The sequence below is a fragment of the Natronococcus sp. CG52 genome (genome assembly GCF_023913515.1).
In the GTDB taxonomy this organism is placed as follows: domain Archaea; phylum Halobacteriota; class Halobacteria; order Halobacteriales; family Natrialbaceae; genus Natronococcus; species Natronococcus zhouii.
This window is the reverse complement of sequence record NZ_CP099391.1, coordinates 444652-461581: the sequence shown is the minus strand read 5'-3', so window position 1 is coordinate 461581 and position 16930 is coordinate 444652. Positions and strand designations below refer to the sequence as shown.

The window sequence follows — 16930 nt, the reverse complement described above, 5'->3', positions numbered from 1 at the left end:
GTTCGCGGACGAGTATCGCCGGATCTCCACCGGAGATCTCACGGGTTCGCGATAGCTGCAGGTTCCACCACCCGTCGGTCGTCGATCACGCACAGCGGATCCGCTCGGATCTGATCCACTTTCGTGCCCGATCGAGGTCAGCCGGTCGATTGATCTCGATGTGTCGACCGGCCGGCAGCAGTAGCGGCCGGGACGGCGTTCGGGGATACACGCAGGGGTACCAGTCGTCCAGTCGCTCTTGCAGGACCCGGATCGCCGCGTCTCGATGGTCGCGGCTCACGATTCCGACCCCCGCGTGTCTGTGGCCTTCGATGAGGCCGTACGCTGTCACCCGTCCGGATTCGTCCCACCGAATCGCCGTCTCCGAGTCCTGAATTCCCGGAATAGAGCCGACGAGATTGAGGTGACCCCCGAAAGCATCGAATCGGGAGGTCATTCGACCGAGTTCGCGCTCGTCGATGAGCACGTCGCCGTTGAGGACCAGCAGATCGTCGTCGACGTGTCTGAGCGCGAGAAGCAATGACGCGGCGTTCTCGTATCGATCCCACTCTTTTAGAACGAGCGGTTCTTCGGGATCGTACCTGTCGAGAACCGTCTCGTGGCGGTATCCCAGCACGACGCTCGTTTTGCCGACGTGCGGTCCGAGCAAGGCGCGCTGTCGATCGTACAGCGTCCGGCCGTCGAACTCGAGGAAGGCCTTCGGGACGTCGTCGGTGTGGTGACCCATTCGTCGGCCTCGACCCGCGGCCAGGATTACGCCCTGCATCGGAGTACCTCCCTGGCGGCGCGCTCGCCGGCTCGTCCGTCCATCGGGATGCCGAGACGCTCGAGCCACGAGGCCCGTCGATCTTTCGCGGAGTCGGGCTCGCCGTTCTGGTACAGTTCGTCGACGAGCGCGATGTCGATCGCATCCGACGTGACGCCGATTCGAGGTACGTCGCGGTTCGGTGCATCGATATTCATCAGTTGGACGAGTGGTCGACCCGTGTGGAGCCACTCTGCGATCGACCCCGAGTAGTCCGAGATGAGAACGTCCGATCGGCGCATGCTCTCGGTGGGCGTCACGGCCGTATCGAAGACGACGTTCGGCAACTCGGCGATCCGTTCCCTGCATTCGCGAGTGACGGCCAGCCCCGGACCCTCGCGTCTATCGGTCGGGTGGGGGCGAAAGAGTAGTTCGTACTCCGTGTCGGCGAAGCACTCGACGACCGAGCGGGCGGTGTTCGCGTACGCTCCTCGGCCGACCAGGTAGTTGGTCGGCGCGTACAGCACCCGGCGTTCACGGGGTGGCGGTGCTCCGACGAGCGCGTCGGCCTCCGGGATGCCGACAACGGCAATCGTCACGTTCGGCGGTGCAGCGGCCCGATACGCCGCTGCCCACCGCTCGCCGGGCGCGAGTGCGGCAGCGACGATACCGAGAATCGTGTCCGTCGTGACTGCGATCTCGTCGCGGCCGATCGACGCACCGTGTCGCACGTGAACGAGCGGGTACTCGTCGTAAAACGTGAACCGCTCTATACCGAACCGGTGGTTGTAGACGACTACGGCGGGATCGATCGCTCGCACGTTGTCGTCGACCGCGCCAGGATCATCCACCTTGACTTCGTCGATGCGGTCGCTACAGCCGATCGCATCGGCTCGAACCGGGATAAACGCCGACTCGACATCCACGTGACGGTCGATCGCTTCGAACGTCTTCCGCATGAACGGCCGCTCGATAGCGTACAGTACCTCTACCATCCTGTGGGATCTCCTACCGAACGTCGTGGCGAGTACTGTCGAACCGGCAGGTAGACCACAGTCGTTTGTCGAGCTTTGAAAGGTATAGTTGACAGCATACGAAAACTATGCCGGCTACACCCATAATACTTGTATTATAATCGGTCATTTTAGTGGAAATATAGGATTGCGAGCAAACAGCGCTCCATACCGAGCGCGAACTCGATACGAGAGCTGTTCGCGGTATGTTCGCATCCGCGCGCGACAAATAGACCACGGGTCTTCCCGGATGCGGAACTCGTACTGGCACCGTCCGGTACTCAGTCGAGCGCCGGCAAGTCACCGGTCCGCTCCTTGCGGATGAGATCGCGAACGAACAGCCGGAGCTGGCGCTCGAGTTCCTCGCGATCGTCGTACGAGTAGATCCGCGCCTCCCACCGATCGCGGACCGCGGCGATCATCGCGCTGCGGACGCCGGACTCGTGGACGAACACGACCCGCTCGCAGTGGTGATCGGCCGTTTCGGCGTCGAATAGCGCCTCGAGGACGGACCCCACCTCGATCCCGACGCCGAGGCTGTCATCGAGTCCGCGAACATGATGGCCCGGGGTGGGACGCCCTCGAGGAGTACAGTTAGCCGCTCGAGCGAGCGCGGAGTCGATCCCGCACGTAGGTCGCAGCGAGTCCGACGACCGCCAGGACCATCGCCGCGGCGAACGCGACGACGAACGCCGAGAGCGGTTCGGTGACGGTCTCGAGTTCCCCGAGGACGAACTCGCTCGCGAGGACGGCCGCGATCGCGAACAGGACGAGGCCACCGGCGTTCTCCAGGTGCGAGTTCGTCTCCGGGACGACGTCGGGGTCGTTCAGCAGGTAGAGGATCACCGCGAGCGCGAACGGCGTCCCGACGAGTCCGAACGCGAGCACGAGGACCAGGAGCTGGAAGAACGCGCCCTCGAGGAACGCGCCGACCGAGGAGACGAGCGCGACCGCAATCAGTGCGAGCCGGTACCGCGAGTCCTCGACCGACTGCTCCCAGTCGAGTTTGTCCGCGAGCAGGTAGGGCGGAACGATCGTGTTCCCGCCGAGCGTCGAGACCGCGGCGCCCCAGAGTCCGAGCAGGAACAGCCACGTCGCGTACTCGCCTGCGATCGGGCCGAGCGCCCGGGCGGCCTGGATCTCGTCGAGCGTCCCGGGATCGACGCCCGCCTCGGGGAGGACGCTCGCCGCGACGAGAAAGACCGCGAGACTAAAGATTCCGAAGGCGACCAGCATCGAGCTCACGACGTCGAACGTCGCGATATCTCGATCCCGCACGGTCCATCCGCGGGCGCGCATCGTGTAGCTCTGCATCGTCAGCAGCGTGATGTGGACCGCGCCGCCGAGGACGCCCGCGGCGACGAGCGCACTGTCGGCGCCGGCCGGCAGTTCCGGCGTGAGACCGGTCGCCGCCGCGGCGGGATCGATCGGAACGGTGAACGCGGCGGCGACGAACGCGAGGACGACCAGCGAGACGAGAACTTTCGCGCCGGCCTCCGCGAGTCTGTAGCCGCCGCCGGCCAGCCCCAGTACGAGGACGACCGCCCAGGTGATTCCCCAGAGGCGGGAATCCGCCAGGGCGGCGATACCGAGTCCGGCGCTCCCGACGATCGTCGCGCTGACGTCGGCCAGCGTCTTCATGATCACGAGCTGGGCGAGCCCCGCGGCGAGCACGGCGTCGATCACGAGCATCCAGGCCCAGAACGAGCCGAGGTGCTCCTCGACGACCGCGACGATCCCCGCCTCGGTGAGCAGTCCGAGCCGCATCGAGAGGTACTGACCGACGGTCCCGAGGATCGCCGAGAGCACGACGACCCACAGCAGCGCGTAGCCGAAACTCGCGCCCGCGACGAGCAGGCTGACCATCGTCGCCGGCCCGGCGGCGATCGCGCCGGCGAGCCACGTCGGTCCCAGTCGCCGCACGAACGACTCCACTCGTCCGAACTCCCGCGAGTGAGTTTCGGTTGCCATCGGTCGCTCTTACGATCTGGCCCATATAACTCCGTGGTATCTCTCGGTTCAGCGTCGCCCCGTCCGGTTAATCATCGGCCGCATCGGACTCGAGCGACCGCGCGCTGCTCGAATCCCGATGCGACTGGACGCCCACCGCGAACGCGAGCGCGACGAATCCGAGGAAGACGAGTGCGATCGGGGCGAGCGGGTAACCGACGGCGACGGTCTCGGCGAGACGGGTTCGCCAGTCGACCGGCAGCGCCACGGCCACCGTGGGAAGTGGCTCCTCGAGTCGCCACGCGCCGCTACCGGGTATCGTCGACCGTCACCGGAAAAAGTCCCGTCGAGACGCTTCGCTACGACTGCCAGCTCGGGTTCTCCCGCGGCGGACTGAAGATGTCGACGCCGCGGACCGTCTCGTCGCCGCGGTTTTCCGCGGAGTGGGGCTGATCGCCCGGCAGCGCGTAGGAGTCACCCGGTCCGCAGACGATCTCCTCGCCGTCGGTGAGAAACGTCAGTTCGCCCTCGTAGATGAAGCCCGTCTGCTCGTGCGGGTGGCTGTGCTCTTCGACCGTCGCACCGGGTTCGATCTCGAAGTGCTGAACGTTCATCGATTCGGCGCCGGCCATCAGCGCGAGGTGGACGCCCTCGGCGGCCTCCGACGTCTCGAGGTCGGAGAGGGAAACGTGTTCCATACGCCCTGAGAAGGGACGGCGTGGGTAATAGTTCCACGGGGCCCCGACGGCTCGTGGTGTCCGATCCAGTTCAGCCAATTTATGTATTTGTCTCCGTTACAGTAGGTACATGCCCGACCGTTTCGCGAAATCCCTCTCGGAACGATACTTCTGGTCCCGACACGCCAATCCGGGCAGCGTCTGGACCTTCGTCCTCGCGTATCCGACGCTGGTGCTGGCGATCTATCGTCGTGACCGGAGGCTCCTGCTCGGGACGCTCGGATTCGTAGCTGTGAACCCGCTCCTGTTCGCCCCGCCGGCGGACGACGAGGCCTGGGCGACCCGCGTCGTCCTCGGCGAACGAGCGTGGCTCGAGCAGGGATCGTTCTTCTCGGCGAACGCCCTGTTCGTCGCCGCCAGCGCACCAGTGTATCTCTACACGCTCCGGGCGGCCGTCCAGCGCCGGCCGCTCGGGACGGCCGGCGGGACGGTCCTCTCGCTGCTCCTCATGCTTCTGTTTTTCCGTCGAATGGCCCGACTGTACGAGGAGGGGCCGGCGACCGAACCGGAACGGTAAACTCGCGAGCCAGAAACGGCCCGCAGAGACCACTTCCGCTCCGGTTGCCGAACCTTGAACTACCGGGCGACCCCACCTCGAGACGAGACATGTACGCCGTCGTCGGCTGCAGCGAGTGTTCGAACCTCTGGATCATCGAGGGCCGCTCGGAGACTACGCAGTGTCCCCGCTGTGGCTCCCGGAAGGCCTACGAGAAGCGCAAGAAGTTCGTCGAGACCGACGACGCCGACCACGCCCGCGACGTTCGGGCGTCGATGCTCGCGAACCGGCAGGGAGAGGGCGACGCCTTCGCGAAACTCGACTCGTTCGGCGACCTCGAGGACGACGTCGCGGACGGCGTCGTCAGCGACGAGGAGTACCTCGAGGGGTCCGGACTGGACGTCGACGAGGTCGAGGCGGCCGGCGACCGCGACCCGCGCGGATCGACTCGAAGCGGCAGCAAGAAGGAGATCGTCGAGCGTGCGCTCGAGGAACTCGACCGACCGACCGAGGACGAGGTCGCCGACTACGCCGGCGAGCACGGGGTGTCGGCCGAGTACGTTGGGAATGCACTCGAGAAACTCGCGAGACGCGGCGAGGTGAGCGAGAGTCGCGGCCGGTACCGGCGGCTCTGAGATCGGACGCCGCTGCCCGTCGACCGGCGAAGCTGCTTCCGTTCCTTCGCCGATCCCGTAGCCGACGAGCACGACGTCAATACACCGGTCTCGCGAGGGCAAACGATTCCTCCAAGCGCACAGCGAACGCGCGCTCGACCGGCTCGAGGTCGGCGTTGAGCGGCGGTGGCTCGAGACGCGCGTCCTCTCACCGGGCCCAGCGTCGAACCGTCTAATCGATCCGGGAATTCTCCGAGACGTGAATCTCGAGGGCGGTGTGGGACGGATCTCGCCGCGTACGGCACGAAAGTCAATACTCGAACCGGGCGTACGGACGGTATGGACACGGACCTACACGCCGAGTTCCGCCTGTCGTCCTCGTCGCTCCCGCTGGTCGACCTCGCGGCGGCGATACCCGACGCGCGGTTCGAACTGCAGGAGCTACTCCGTCCGGAATCGACCCGGCCGGTGCTGCTCTGCTGGATCGACGCCGACTCGTACGGCACCGCCGAGGCGACACTCGAGGACGATCCGGCTATCGAGGCGTGGTCGCTGTTCGAGGCCACGAAATCCGCTCGGCTGTATCGCCTCCGGCTGGCACCGACCGACGTCACGGTCGCGATCGGCGCGACGTTCATCGACCGGGGCACGACGCCAGTTCGCGCGTCGATCACCGCCGATGGGTGGCTTATGCGGGCGCGGTTTCCCGACCGCCAGACTCTTCGGGCGTATCGCGATTCGTGTACCGATCGCGGGATCGGGTTCGCGCTCGAGCGACTGTACGAACCCGAACCGCTTCGTGGGGAGGCGACGCTAACGCTCGCGAGTTTGACCCCGAAACAGCGCGAGGCGCTGACGTTGGCGTACGAAAACGGGTACTACGACATCCCGCGGAAGACGACCCCTCTCGAGCTCGGAAATCGGCTCGAGATTTCTCGGCGGTCCCTCTCCGAGCGACTCCGCCGCGCCGAACAGCGGCTCGTTGAAACCGCAATGACGAACGAACGGCTCACGTCGCGAACGCCGAAGCAGAGCTGAAACACCGGTTCAGCTCGACCGCAATCGCCGGAAGTCGTCGGGACGTCGCTCGTCGCGAGTCACTGAGGTTCGATCCGCACACCTCGATTGGCTGCTCGACGGGAATAAAGGCCCGTCACGAGGAGGGAACGACTCATTCGTTCCGGCAGTCAGTAACGAAGTAGGGACCATGAGTATGATCACTGTTCGATACATCGTCGACGACGTCGATTCGGCAATCGAGTGCTACGTCGATCAACTGGAGTTCGAGGTCCGGATGCATCCGGCTCCGGGATTCGCAGCGCTCGAACGCGACGGCTGCACGCTGCTACTGAACGCGCCGGGAGCGGGCGGTGCAGGGCGAGCCCTGCCCGACGGAACGCGTCCTGAACCCGGTGGGTGGAACCGCATCCAGCTCACGGTCGACGATCTCTCCGCCACTGTCGAACGACTGGCGGACCGGGGAGCGTCGTTCCGAAACGAGATCGTAACTGGCGAGGGCGGAAAACAAATCCTGCTCGAAGATCCCGCCGGCAATCTCGTCGAATTATTCGAGCCAGCAGCGGACGCCTCCGACGGCTGAATCCGCCGAATCGTTCGTGTCGTCTCCCCGAGGCGTAAGGAACGGCGAACGCCGCTTACGGAGTGCGTTGAACGGCCAGACGACCTATCGCGATGCTTGCTTCGATACAGAACAGATCGGACGACAACTCGCTTCGGCACGATCCCTCGAGCGACGAGCGTCAGGGCTTTGCGGACGGCGGCGAAACGAGGTGCAAATGGACGAGACGATCGACGTGCAGGCGGTGACGATCGGCGTCGGAACGGTGGTCGCGGTCGCGCTTCTCGCGTACGGAACGCTCGTCAGCGAATCGATCCTCGGCATCGACGCCTCCTCGCTGGCGACCGGCGTCTTCGCCGCGACGTTTCTCGCCATCGCGGCGCTTCACGGCGCGTACGGGCGGCGAGATCTCGCCGTCGCGCACGCGACCGCCGCGGCGGGACTCGCGCTCGTGGTGTTCGCCGCCGGCGGCCTCCAGGTCGCGGCCGGATTGCTTCTGCTCGTCGCCGGCGGTTCGTACGTCTCCGTCGTGACGGTCCGCGTTCGCCGAGAGGCGCGAGAGGTTCCTCAGTAACCCGGCGAGCGACGTTACCGGCCGAGGTCCTCGTGGGCGCTCGCGAGGTGGTTCGAAGCCAGCGCCGCGAGCAGGGAGAGTTCGCCGGCGAGCGCACCGACGGCGATAATTTCGGCGAGTGCGTTCGCGTTCGAACCCGCCGGATCGCCGCCGCCGCGGAGTCCGAGGATCTCGAGCGCCTCGGCCTGGGTCGGCAGTTTCGTCCCGCCGCCGACGGTGCCGACCTCGAGCGAGGCCAGCGAGACGGAGGCGTAGAGGTCGGTGGATCCGTCCTCGCCCGCTCGAGCGTCCATCGTCGTGATCGCGTTCGCGCCCTCGACGACCTGGGCCTCGTCCTGCCCGGTCGCGAGGAAGGCCGCACCGACGACGTTGGCCGCGTGGGCGTTGAATCCCAGACTGCCCGCCTTGGCGCTGCCGACCAGGTTCTTTCTCGTGTTGGCCTCGACGATCGCCTCGGCGGTCGTGTGGAGACGCTCCTCGACGAGTTCGCCGGGGATCACGACGTCCGCAGTGACCGAACGCCCGCGGCCCTCGACGGCGTTGATGGCGGCGGGCTTCTTGTCCGAACAGAGGTTTCCGGAGAGCGCGACGAGCGAGGCGGGCGTCTCGCTCTCGACGACCTCGCAAGCGGCCTCGGTCGCGATCGTGGCCATGTTCATCCCCATCGCGTCCTTCGTGTCGTAGGCGAAGCGCAGGTAGACGGAGTCGCCGACGACGTAGGGCTCGACCCCCAGCAGTTCGCCGTGGCCCGTCGTGGATTCGGCGGCCTCCCGCAGCGACTCGAGGTTGTCTTCGACCCAGTCGACCGTCTCGGCGGCTTCGGCGACGCCCTGGACCCGAAACACGGGGGCGCGGGTCATCCCGTTCTTCGTAACGCGGGCGTCGGCGCCGCCCGCGGAGCGGATCACCGAGAGGCCGCGATTCACGGACGCGAGCAGCGCACCTTCGGTCGTCGCGAGCGGGAGGTAGTGCTCGCCGTCGGCGGCACCCCCTTCTACGGCGACGGGGCCGACGACACCCAGCGGCACCTGGGCCGCGCCGATCATGTTCTCGATATTGGGCTCCGCCCGCTCGGCGGGGAAGGCGTAGTCGCCGATCATCTCGAGATCCGTGTCAGTTTCGCGCTCGATCAGCAGCCGACGCGCCTCGGCTGCGGTGTCGAAGTCGGCCTCGGCCTCGAGTTCGTGGATGCGAAGCTCCCCCTCCTGGACGCGGTCTGCGAGGGACGCGGGGTCTGTCATGAGTCAGCCAAGACGCGGGCTCGCCCTAAGGATTGCTGATTCAGGTGGGGTCGCCGTTCGCGATCGACTCCCGGTAGGCTGCGCGGATCTCGGACCAGCAGGCGGCCAGCAGCGCGATCCCCGCAACCCCGAACAGGAGCAGTGACAGCGTTCCGGTCGGTGCCGCGACGAACCCGAGCGCGAACAGTCCCGCGAGGACGGCGGCGACCCCCAGTCTGGTCCGGGGTGCGATCTCGTCGTCGGTCTGCGCGAGATACACCTGCGGGAGGACGATCGCGACGGCGAAGGCCAGCGCGGCGATCGGCCCGTCGCCCGCCGGAACGCCCAGCGTCCCCTCGAGGAGCGCGACTCCGGCGAGGGCGAGCACGAATATTCCGAACGAGGCGAGGATCGCCCGGTTCTCACGGCTCAGCATGGGAGATCCTTCGATCGCGGCGCGCTAATAGTTTCTGATCTGATAGTAATGGGGTGCCCCGGGACGGCAAAGCGACGACCGCTACGATTTTGCACCTCGCGCGTGGGGTCTCACCTATGACCGAGGCCGCCGATCTGGTGCTGACGAACGCGTGGGTCCACTCGCTCGCCGAGGGAGACGACGACCCGAAGGAAGCGCTCGCCGTCCGGGACGGCGAGATCGTCCGGGTGGGGAAAGCCTACGAGATCGAGTTCCTCGAGGGCGTCGAGACCGACGCGATCGACTGCGAGGGACGGGTCGTCCTGCCCGGATTCGTCGACGCACACACCCACGTCGAGAACACGGGTCGGTTCCTGGTCCACGCGGACCTCACCGGCGCGTCCGGCTCCGGGGAGTGTATCGAGCGCCTCTCGGCGAGGGCCGAGGAGAGCGACAGTGAGTGGGTCCAGGGCTTCGGCTACGACGAGAGCGAGTGGACGGGCGACGACCGCGCATACCTCACACGTGACCGCCTCGATCGGGTGAGCGACGAGCGACCCGTCGTCGCCCTGCGGATCGACATGCACGCCGCGTCGCTGAACTCCGTCGCGCTCGAGCGCCTCGCCGACGACCTCCCCGAGGGCGACGTCCGCCGATCGCCCGCCGGCGAGCCGACCGGCGTCGTCGTCGAGGACGCGGCCGAAATCGTCCGCTCTCGGATCGCACCCGGCTACGACGAGACCCGGGAACTCGTCACCGCCGGTCTCGAGCACGCCGCCGCGAAGGGCGTGACGGCCGTCCACGACATGGTCCGTCACTCGCGCTCGCCGCAGGTCTACCGCGACCTCGAGGCGGCGGGCGAACTCCCGACCCGGGTGCGGATCAACTACTGGGCCGACCACGCCGACAGCGTGATCGAGGTCGGCCTCACGACGAACTCGGGGAGCGACCGCGTTCGAACGGGCGCGATCAAGACGTACACCGACGGCAGCATCGGGGCGCGGACGGCGAAACTGTTCGAGCCCTACGAGAGCGACGGCGAGGCGTCGGTTCCCGATTCCGGGGACGACGGAGAGTGGGTTATTACTCCCGAGGAACTCGAGGGGATCGTCGAACAGGCCGACGGCGCCGGATTTCAGGTGACGGCTCACGCCATCGGCGACGAGGCGATCGAGGAGGCGCTGTCGGCCCTCGAGACCACGGACGATCCCGCCGGCTCGCGCCACCGGATCGAACACGTCGAACTCGCGACCGACGGCCAACTCGAGCGGATGGCCGAGGCCGGCATCGTCGCCTCGATGCAACCGAACTTCCACCAGTGGGCCGGCGAGGGCGGGCTCTACGATCAGCGACTCGGCACCGAACGCCGGAACCGGACGAACCGCTTCCGACGGGTGCTCGAGCACGATATCCCCCTCGCGTTCGGCTCGGACTGCATGCCGCTCGACCCGCTGCTGGGGATCCACCACGCGGTCAACGCGCCGACCGACGCGCAGCGGCTGTCGGTCACGGAGGCGATCCGCGCCTACACGCACGGAGCGGCCTACGCCGGCTTCGACGAGGATCGGCTGGGAACCCTCGAGGTCGGAAAGCGAGCGGATCTGGTGGTGCTCGAGGAGTCACCGTGGGACCGCCCCGAACGGATCGACGAGATCGACGTATCGATGACGCTGGTCGACGGCGAGGTCGTCTTCGAGGGCTGCGAGGCTCTGCGCCGGGACGAGTAGCTCCGTCGCGCCGCTCGAGAGACGATTCGGGACGTGAGCACCGCCGGCCGAGTGCTCGAGACGGCTCGTGAAAGACGCCACCGGAATTTTTGTCGTCCCCCGACCATTCAGAACCATGAACGTCGGACTCATCGCACCGGGATTCGGCGACGACGATCAGGCGGACGTCGCCGTGCGCGCGGAAGAACTGGGCTACGACGCGGTCTGGCTCGGCGAACTCTGGGGCGAAAGCGGCGTCGTCCGGGCGACCGAGATCGCCGCCAGAACGGACGAGATCGGGATCGGGACGGCGATCCTGAACGTCTACTCGAGATCGCCGGCCGTGCTCGCGTCGACGGCGGCCTCGCTCCGGCGCGTCTCGGACGGCCGGTTCACGCTCGGTCTCGGGACGAGCACGCCGAAGGCGATCGAAGACCTCCACGGGATGGCGTTCGACCGGCCCGTGCGGCGCGCTCACGAGACGATCGAACTCGTCAGGGCGTTCACCGCCGGCGACGGCCCCGTCGCGTACGATGGCGAACTGCTCGAGGTGGCCGACTTCCCGTCGCTCGACGCGCCGACGCCGATCTACAACGCAGGGCTCGGGCGGGCAAACCGCCGGGTCGTCGGGCGGCTCTGCGACGGCTGGATCCCCCACAATATTCCGTTCTCCCGGCTCGAAGAGGCCTTCGAGGTCGTCGCCGAGGCGGCGCGAGAGCGGGACCGCGACCCGGACGAGATCACCGTCGCGCCGTACGTCCCGTCGGCCGTCAGCGAGGACCCCGAGGAGGCCCGCGACGTCCTTCGTCGCCACCTCGCTTACTACGTCGGCAGCGGCGAGGGATACCGCCGGGCGGTCGGCACGCGTTTTCCCGACGAAGCTAGCCGGATCGCCGAAGCGTGGCGAGACGGCGACCGAGGGGCGGCGGCGAGCGCAGTCACCGACGAGATGGTCGACGACCTGGGCGTGGCGGGAACGCCCGACGAGGCGCGCGAGCAACTCGAGCGACTCGTCAGGGTGGCGGGGATCGATCACCCGATCGTCGTGGTTCCGGATCCGGCCGCAGACGAGGTTGCGGAGCGGACGATCGAAGCCCTCGCTCCCACGGCGTAGCTACAGCGACACCCGCCGTCTCGTCTCGGCGGACTCGTAGGCCGCCTCGATGGCGCGCAGGTCCGTGAGTCCGTCCTCCCCGTCGGGTCCGGGCGTCGTCCCCGTGAGTACGCAGTAGCCGAAGTAGTCGAACTCCTCGCGGACCTCGTCGACCGGCGGGCCGGTGTACTCCGCGCGGACGTCGCCGCTCTCGACGACGATCTCCTGCGGGACGACTCCGCCGAACGGCGACGCGATCGAGATCATCCCGTCGGTGCCGATCAGTTCGAGGCGACTGTTCCCGTGGGCGTCGAAGCTCGCCGTACACGAGGCCGTCGCGCCCGTCGGGAACTCGAGCTGGAACGCGACGTGTTCGTCCACCGCCTCGAACGGCTCGCCGTTCGAGTGCGTCGTCGCGTAGACGCTCACCGGGTCGCAGTCGAGCAGATACCGGATCGTGTTCAGCGGATAGACCCCGAGATCGACCAGCGCGCCGCCGCCGGCGAGAGCGGGGTCGAGTCGCCACGTGTCGGGTCCCGAGTGCTCGAGCAGCGGGTGCGAGAACCCGCCGTGAACCTGCACGACCTCGCCGATGACACCGTTCCGGACGAGTTCGCGGGTTCGACGAACCGTCGGTTCGGTCCGGAGCCGATAGGCCGTCATCAGCGTCACGTCGGCCTCCGCACAGGCGTCGATGATCTCGCGGGTGCGCTCGACCGTCGTCTCGAGCGGTTTCTCGCAGAGGACGTGTTTGCCGTGCTCGGCCGCGGCGACCGCGTACTCGCCGTGGGTGGCGTTCGGCGTCGCGACGTAAACTGCGTCGTAGGCGTCGGCGCGGTCGCCCGCAACGAACGCGTCGTAGTCGATCACGTGAGACGCGCCGAACACCTCGGCGAGCGACCGCGCGCGATCGGGTGCGCTCGTGACCAGAACCGTCGTCTCGCAGTAGTTCCCGTCCGCGATCGCCGGCAGGGCGCGATTGCGTGCGAAGCCGCCGGTACCGACGACGGCGATCCGAACCGTCCCGTCGACCGATTCGCGTTCCCAGTCGCGGCGCGCGAAGTCCGCGAACGTGTCCTCGAGTCGCATACGTACGGATACGCTCCAGAGAAAGAAGGGCGTACTCCACGATCGCCAAACTCCCGCCGACGCGATCTGCCGGTGCTGCCGAACAACTGTCGAGTTGTTTTCTGCCGTTGTATCAGCCGGTGGTGCGTACTCAGCTTCGGCTATCGAAGGAAAAAGTTATTCAAGAGTGCGCTATGGTATGCTATTAACCACGGGTGAGTCGAATGGTGAAGATGCAAACCACAGAACTTGAAACCGATCTAAGCCTGTTCAAGTACGATAATCTTGAGCAACTCCCATCCGAATACCGCACGCTCGAAGAATCGGAGCGAACGGAGCGAATCGAGGCCGCGCTCGAGACCCTCGGCGACGACGTCGTCATCCTCGGGCACAACTACCAGCGGCGAGAGATCGTCGAGCACGCCGACTTCGTCGGTGACTCCTACCAGCTTTCGAAGGAAGCCGCCAGCGCGGATGCCGAGTACGTGATCTTCGGCGGCGTCACGTTCATGGCCGAGAGCGCGGACATCATCACCGACGACGACCAGACCGTCATCCTCCCGAGTATGGAGGCCTCCTGCCCGATGGCGGGGATGGCCGAGGCGCTCCAGGTCGACAGCGCGTGGGCGGAGATCACCGCGGTCGCTCCCGGCGCCGAGATCATCCCGATCACCTACATGAACTCCTACGCGGACCTGAAGGCCTTCTGTGCGAGCCAGGGCGGACTCGTCTGCACGTCGTCGAACGCCCACAGAGCCTTCGAGTACGCCTTCGAACGGGGCGACAAGGTCCTCTTCTTGCCGGACAAGCACCTCGGGGAGAATACGTCTCACCGGCTGGGTATGGAAGACCGGATCGCCGAGTGGGATCCGTGGGATCCCGACGGAAAAGACGCCGACGAGGTCGCCGAGAGCGACATCATCCTCTGGGACGGCTACTGCCAGGTCCACGAGCGGTTCCGCGTGGATCACATCGACCGGGTTCGGGCCGACCACGAGGGCGCGAACGTTATCGTCCACCCCGAGTGCCGCCGCGAGGTCGTCGAGGCCGCCGACAGAGCGGGGAGTACCGCGGCGATCTGTGAGACAGTCGAGAACGCCGATCCCGGCGACACGTGGGCCGTCGGGACCGAGATCCACCTCACGAACCACCTCCAGCGCTGGCACCCCGAGGTGAACGTCCTCCCGCTCTGTGGCGACGCCTGCATGGACTGCAACGCCATGCGCCAGATCGACCCCAACTACCTCACCTGGGTGCTCGAGGAACTCGTCGCGGGTCGCGAACGCAACGTGATCGAGGTCGCACCCGAGGAGAAGGAACTCGCGGGCGTCGCCCTCGACCGCATGCTCGAGATATAATCGAGAAGTATGACCGAAACAGCCACTACTCCGGAAACGGCGGACGTCCTCGTCGTCGGCAGCGGCATCGCGGGCTGTGCGGCCGCTCTCGCAGCGGCGCGCGAGGGAGCCGACGTGCTCTTGCTGACGAAAGCCACGAAACCCGGCGACGCCAGCACCGACTGGGCACAGGGCGGGATTTCGACGACTCGCGACGATCCGGCGAGTCTCAAACGGGACGTCCTCGAGGCCAGCGACGGCACTGCAGACCCCGAGGCAGTCGACGTGCTCGTCGAAAACGCCGACGACGCGGTCGAGGACGTCCTGCTCGACGCGCTCGGGATCGAGTTCGACGAGACTGTCGACGGCGAGTTCGACTACACGCGGGAGGCGGCCCACTCCGAGTTCCGCATCCTCCACGTCGACGCCGCAACGGGCACCCACATCCTGCGGCCGTTCCTGAACTACGTCGACGACCACGAACGCATCGAGGTGAGACAGGGTACCGCCGCGCTCGACCTCGTTACGCACGAGGGACGCGTCCACGGTATCGTCAGTGACGAGGAAACGAGTGGGCATCCCGTCTTCGCCGGTACGACGATCCTCGCGACCGGTGGGATCGGCGCGCTCTACACGCGCTCGACCAACCCCGACGACGCGACCGGCGACGGGATCGCCATGGCCGCGCTCGCGGGAGCGAACGTGGCGGACGTGGAGTACGTTCAGTTTCACCCGACGGCCTATGCAGGCGACGATCCGTTCCTGCTCTCGGAAGCGCTGCGCGGAGAGGGCGCAGTGCTCCGCAACGGCAACGGTGAACGGTTCATGGAGGAGTACCACCCGCAGGGCGACCTCGCCCCGCGGGACGTCGTCGCCCGCGCCGTTGGCGCCGAACGCGAGGCGACCGGCGAAGTCGTCCTGGACGTCAGTCCGCTCGAGTTCGACGACGAGTACCCCGCCATCGCCGAGAAGTGCCGTGATCGGGGCATCGAGACCGACGAGATCCCGGTCGCCCCCTGCGAGCACTTCCTGTGCGGCGGGATTGACGTCGACGAGAACGGGCGCACCTCGCTCGACCGACTCTACGCCGTCGGCGAGTGCGCCCGGACGGGCGTCCACGGCGCGAACCGACTCGCCAGTACGAGCCTGCTCGAGGGCCTCGTCTGGGGGCTGCGCGCCGGCGAGGATGCCGTCGGAGCGGAACCCGAGGTCGTCGACGCACCCGAACTCCGCGACAGCGACCCCGATCTGCCCGAGCGCTTCGCCGCCGAGAAGTTCACTCGCCTCCGGCGGACGATGGACGAGTACCTGGGCCTCGAGCGCGACCCGGACGAAATCGCCCGCGCGAGCGCCGTCCTTCGCCGACTCAAGGGCGAGGTCGACGCCTACACCCGGACGCGGACGGCTCGCGACCTCTACGAACTTCGAAACGCCAGCGTCACCGCGCTGTTGATCGCGCGGGCGGCGAGCGAGAACGCCGAGTCGCGGGGCTGTCACCACCTCGTGACGGACGAGACGACGATCGAATCCGCGGTGGACGACTGAGCAGCCATGATCACGAACTCACAGATCGAACGCTGGCTTCGGGAGGACGTCGGCCACCACGACGTCACGAACCAGGTTCCCGGCGAGACGGCCGGTCGACTCGTTGCGAAGGAGTCCGGCGTCGCCGCCGGACTCGAGGCCGCGAGCGCCGTCTTCGACTATCTCGGCGCGGACGTCCTCGAGACGCTCGAGGCCGGAACCGCCGTCGACCCCGGAGACGAGGTCCTCCGCGTCGAGGGACCGGCACGCGAGGTGCTCCGGGGCGAACGCGTCGCCGTGAATCTGGTCGGGCACGCGTCGGGGATCGCGACCCGGACGCGAGCGGCAGTTGATGCAGCCAGAGCGGAATCGGATTACGTGCGGATCGCCGCGACCAGGAAGACCACGCCCGGCCTGCGCGGCCTCGAGAAACGCGCCGTCGTCGCCGGCGGGGGCGACACCCACCGGCTCGACCTCTCGCACATGGTGATGGTGAAGGACAACCACGTGGCCGAACTGGGGCTCGAGGGCGCTGTTTCGCAGTTCCGCGAGCGGACCTCGTTCGCGACGAAACTCGACGTGGAGGTGGAGGCGGTCGAGGACGCCCCGCGGGCGGCCGACGCCGGCGCGGATATCGTCTTGCTCGACAACATGACACCCGAAGAGACGGCGGCCGCCGTCGACCTGCTCGCCGACTACGAGAACGTGCTGGCGGAAGCGAGCGGCGGGATCGCGCTCGAGACCGTCGCCGACTACGCCGCGACCGGCGTCGACGTAATCTCGATGGGATCGCTGACGCACTCGGCCCCGTCGCTCGATCTGTCGTTCCGGACCGGCGGGTAACAAACCGCGCGGATCC

At 67.2% G+C, this 16930-nt stretch carries 19 protein-coding genes; 10 read left to right on the top strand and 9 right to left on the bottom strand.

Translation table 11 applies throughout. The features are described 5' to 3' along the window. Window positions 1-85: 85 nt before the first annotated feature. The 6 genes from NED97_RS02365 to NED97_RS02340 form a co-directional block, all read right to left on the bottom strand. Complete coding sequence (locus tag NED97_RS02365; RefSeq protein ID WP_252489126.1) at window positions 86-766, bottom strand: NTP transferase domain-containing protein; 681 nt, start codon at window positions 764-766, stop codon at window positions 86-88. After that, window positions 754-1740 (bottom strand): CDP-glycerol glycerophosphotransferase family protein, encoded by a 987-nt coding sequence (locus NED97_RS02360; protein WP_252489125.1) that lies wholly within the window; start codon window positions 1738-1740, stop codon window positions 754-756. The genes NED97_RS02365 and NED97_RS02360 overlap by 13 nt, the downstream gene beginning before the upstream one ends. A 299-nt stretch (window positions 1741-2039) precedes the next feature. Then, window positions 2040-2276 carry a DUF7509 family protein gene (locus NED97_RS02355; RefSeq protein ID WP_252489124.1) on the bottom strand — a complete coding sequence of 79 codons (237 nt, stop codon included), beginning with the start codon at window positions 2274-2276 and terminating at the stop codon, window positions 2040-2042. 76 nt (window positions 2277-2352) lie between these two features. Beyond that, window positions 2353-3729 (bottom strand): NRAMP family divalent metal transporter, encoded by a 1377-nt coding sequence (locus NED97_RS02350; protein WP_252489123.1) that lies wholly within the window; start codon window positions 3727-3729, stop codon window positions 2353-2355. 67 nt (window positions 3730-3796) lie between these two features. Then, entirely contained in the window at window positions 3797-3982 is a 186-nt protein-coding gene (locus NED97_RS02345) for a hypothetical protein (protein ID WP_252489122.1), read from the bottom strand. An 85-nt stretch (window positions 3983-4067) separates the two neighbouring features. Further along, the gene (locus NED97_RS02340; RefSeq protein WP_252489121.1) at window positions 4068-4406 is read right to left on the bottom strand and encodes a cupin domain-containing protein; all 339 of its coding nucleotides are present in this window, start codon (window positions 4404-4406) and stop codon (window positions 4068-4070) included. 109 nt (window positions 4407-4515) lie between these two features. Here NED97_RS02340 and NED97_RS02335 point away from each other — a divergent pair, with 109 nt between their 5' ends. The 5 genes from NED97_RS02335 (at window position 4516) to NED97_RS02315 (ending at window position 7708) form a co-directional block, all read left to right on the top strand. After that, window positions 4516-4962, top strand: coding sequence for a DUF6653 family protein (locus NED97_RS02335; RefSeq protein ID WP_252489120.1), 447 nt, complete (start codon window positions 4516-4518; stop codon window positions 4960-4962). Between the two features lie 89 nt (window positions 4963-5051). Beyond that, complete coding sequence (locus NED97_RS02330; protein WP_252489119.1) at window positions 5052-5576, top strand: DUF5817 domain-containing protein; 525 nt, start codon at window positions 5052-5054, stop codon at window positions 5574-5576. Between the two features lie 318 nt (window positions 5577-5894). Further along, window positions 5895-6593: a helix-turn-helix domain-containing protein gene (locus NED97_RS02325; protein ID WP_252489118.1), complete on the top strand. Its 699-nt coding sequence runs from the start codon at window positions 5895-5897 to the stop codon at window positions 6591-6593. Window positions 6594-6762: 169 nt separating this feature from the next. Next, the gene (locus tag NED97_RS02320; RefSeq protein ID WP_252489117.1) at window positions 6763-7155 is read left to right on the top strand and encodes a VOC family protein; all 393 of its coding nucleotides are present in this window, start codon (window positions 6763-6765) and stop codon (window positions 7153-7155) included. Between the two features lie 196 nt (window positions 7156-7351). Then, complete coding sequence (locus tag NED97_RS02315) at window positions 7352-7708, top strand: hypothetical protein (RefSeq protein ID WP_252489116.1); 357 nt, start codon at window positions 7352-7354, stop codon at window positions 7706-7708. Between the two features lie 14 nt (window positions 7709-7722). Here NED97_RS02315 and hmgA read toward each other — a convergent pair whose 3' ends face one another. Next, complete coding sequence (gene hmgA / locus NED97_RS02310; protein ID WP_252489115.1) at window positions 7723-8949, bottom strand: hydroxymethylglutaryl-CoA reductase (NADPH); 1227 nt, start codon at window positions 8947-8949, stop codon at window positions 7723-7725. A gap of 40 nt (window positions 8950-8989) precedes the next feature. Beyond that, the gene (locus NED97_RS02305) at window positions 8990-9364 is read right to left on the bottom strand and encodes a hypothetical protein (protein WP_252489114.1); all 375 of its coding nucleotides are present in this window, start codon (window positions 9362-9364) and stop codon (window positions 8990-8992) included. Between the two features lie 116 nt (window positions 9365-9480). Here NED97_RS02305 and NED97_RS02300 point away from each other — a divergent pair, with 116 nt between their 5' ends. Then, window positions 9481-11070: an amidohydrolase gene (locus NED97_RS02300; protein WP_252489113.1), complete on the top strand. Its 1590-nt coding sequence runs from the start codon at window positions 9481-9483 to the stop codon at window positions 11068-11070. A gap of 115 nt (window positions 11071-11185) precedes the next feature. Then, complete coding sequence (locus NED97_RS02295; protein ID WP_252489112.1) at window positions 11186-12163, top strand: LLM class flavin-dependent oxidoreductase; 978 nt, start codon at window positions 11186-11188, stop codon at window positions 12161-12163. On the opposite strand, the gene gfo6 is transcribed toward NED97_RS02295, so the two are convergent. Beyond that, a complete protein-coding gene (gene gfo6, locus NED97_RS02290; protein ID WP_252489111.1) occupies window positions 12164-13231 on the bottom strand; it encodes a D-xylose 1-dehydrogenase Gfo6 in 1068 nt (355 codons plus the stop codon). 203 nt (window positions 13232-13434) lie between these two features. On the opposite strand from gfo6, the gene nadA reads away from it, so the two are divergent. The 3 genes from nadA to nadC are packed head-to-tail and all read left to right on the top strand — an operon-like array spanning window position 13435 to window position 16914. After that, window positions 13435-14568, top strand: coding sequence for a quinolinate synthase NadA (gene nadA, locus NED97_RS02285; RefSeq protein WP_252489110.1), 1134 nt, complete (start codon window positions 13435-13437; stop codon window positions 14566-14568). Between the two features lie 9 nt (window positions 14569-14577). Then, window positions 14578-16092: an L-aspartate oxidase gene (locus tag NED97_RS02280; protein ID WP_252489109.1), complete on the top strand. Its 1515-nt coding sequence runs from the start codon at window positions 14578-14580 to the stop codon at window positions 16090-16092. A gap of 6 nt (window positions 16093-16098) precedes the next feature. After that, on the top strand, window positions 16099-16914 hold the full coding sequence (nadC, locus tag NED97_RS02275; RefSeq protein WP_252489108.1) for a carboxylating nicotinate-nucleotide diphosphorylase: 816 nt from the start codon (window positions 16099-16101) through the stop codon (window positions 16912-16914). Window positions 16915-16930: the final 16 nt, after the last annotated feature.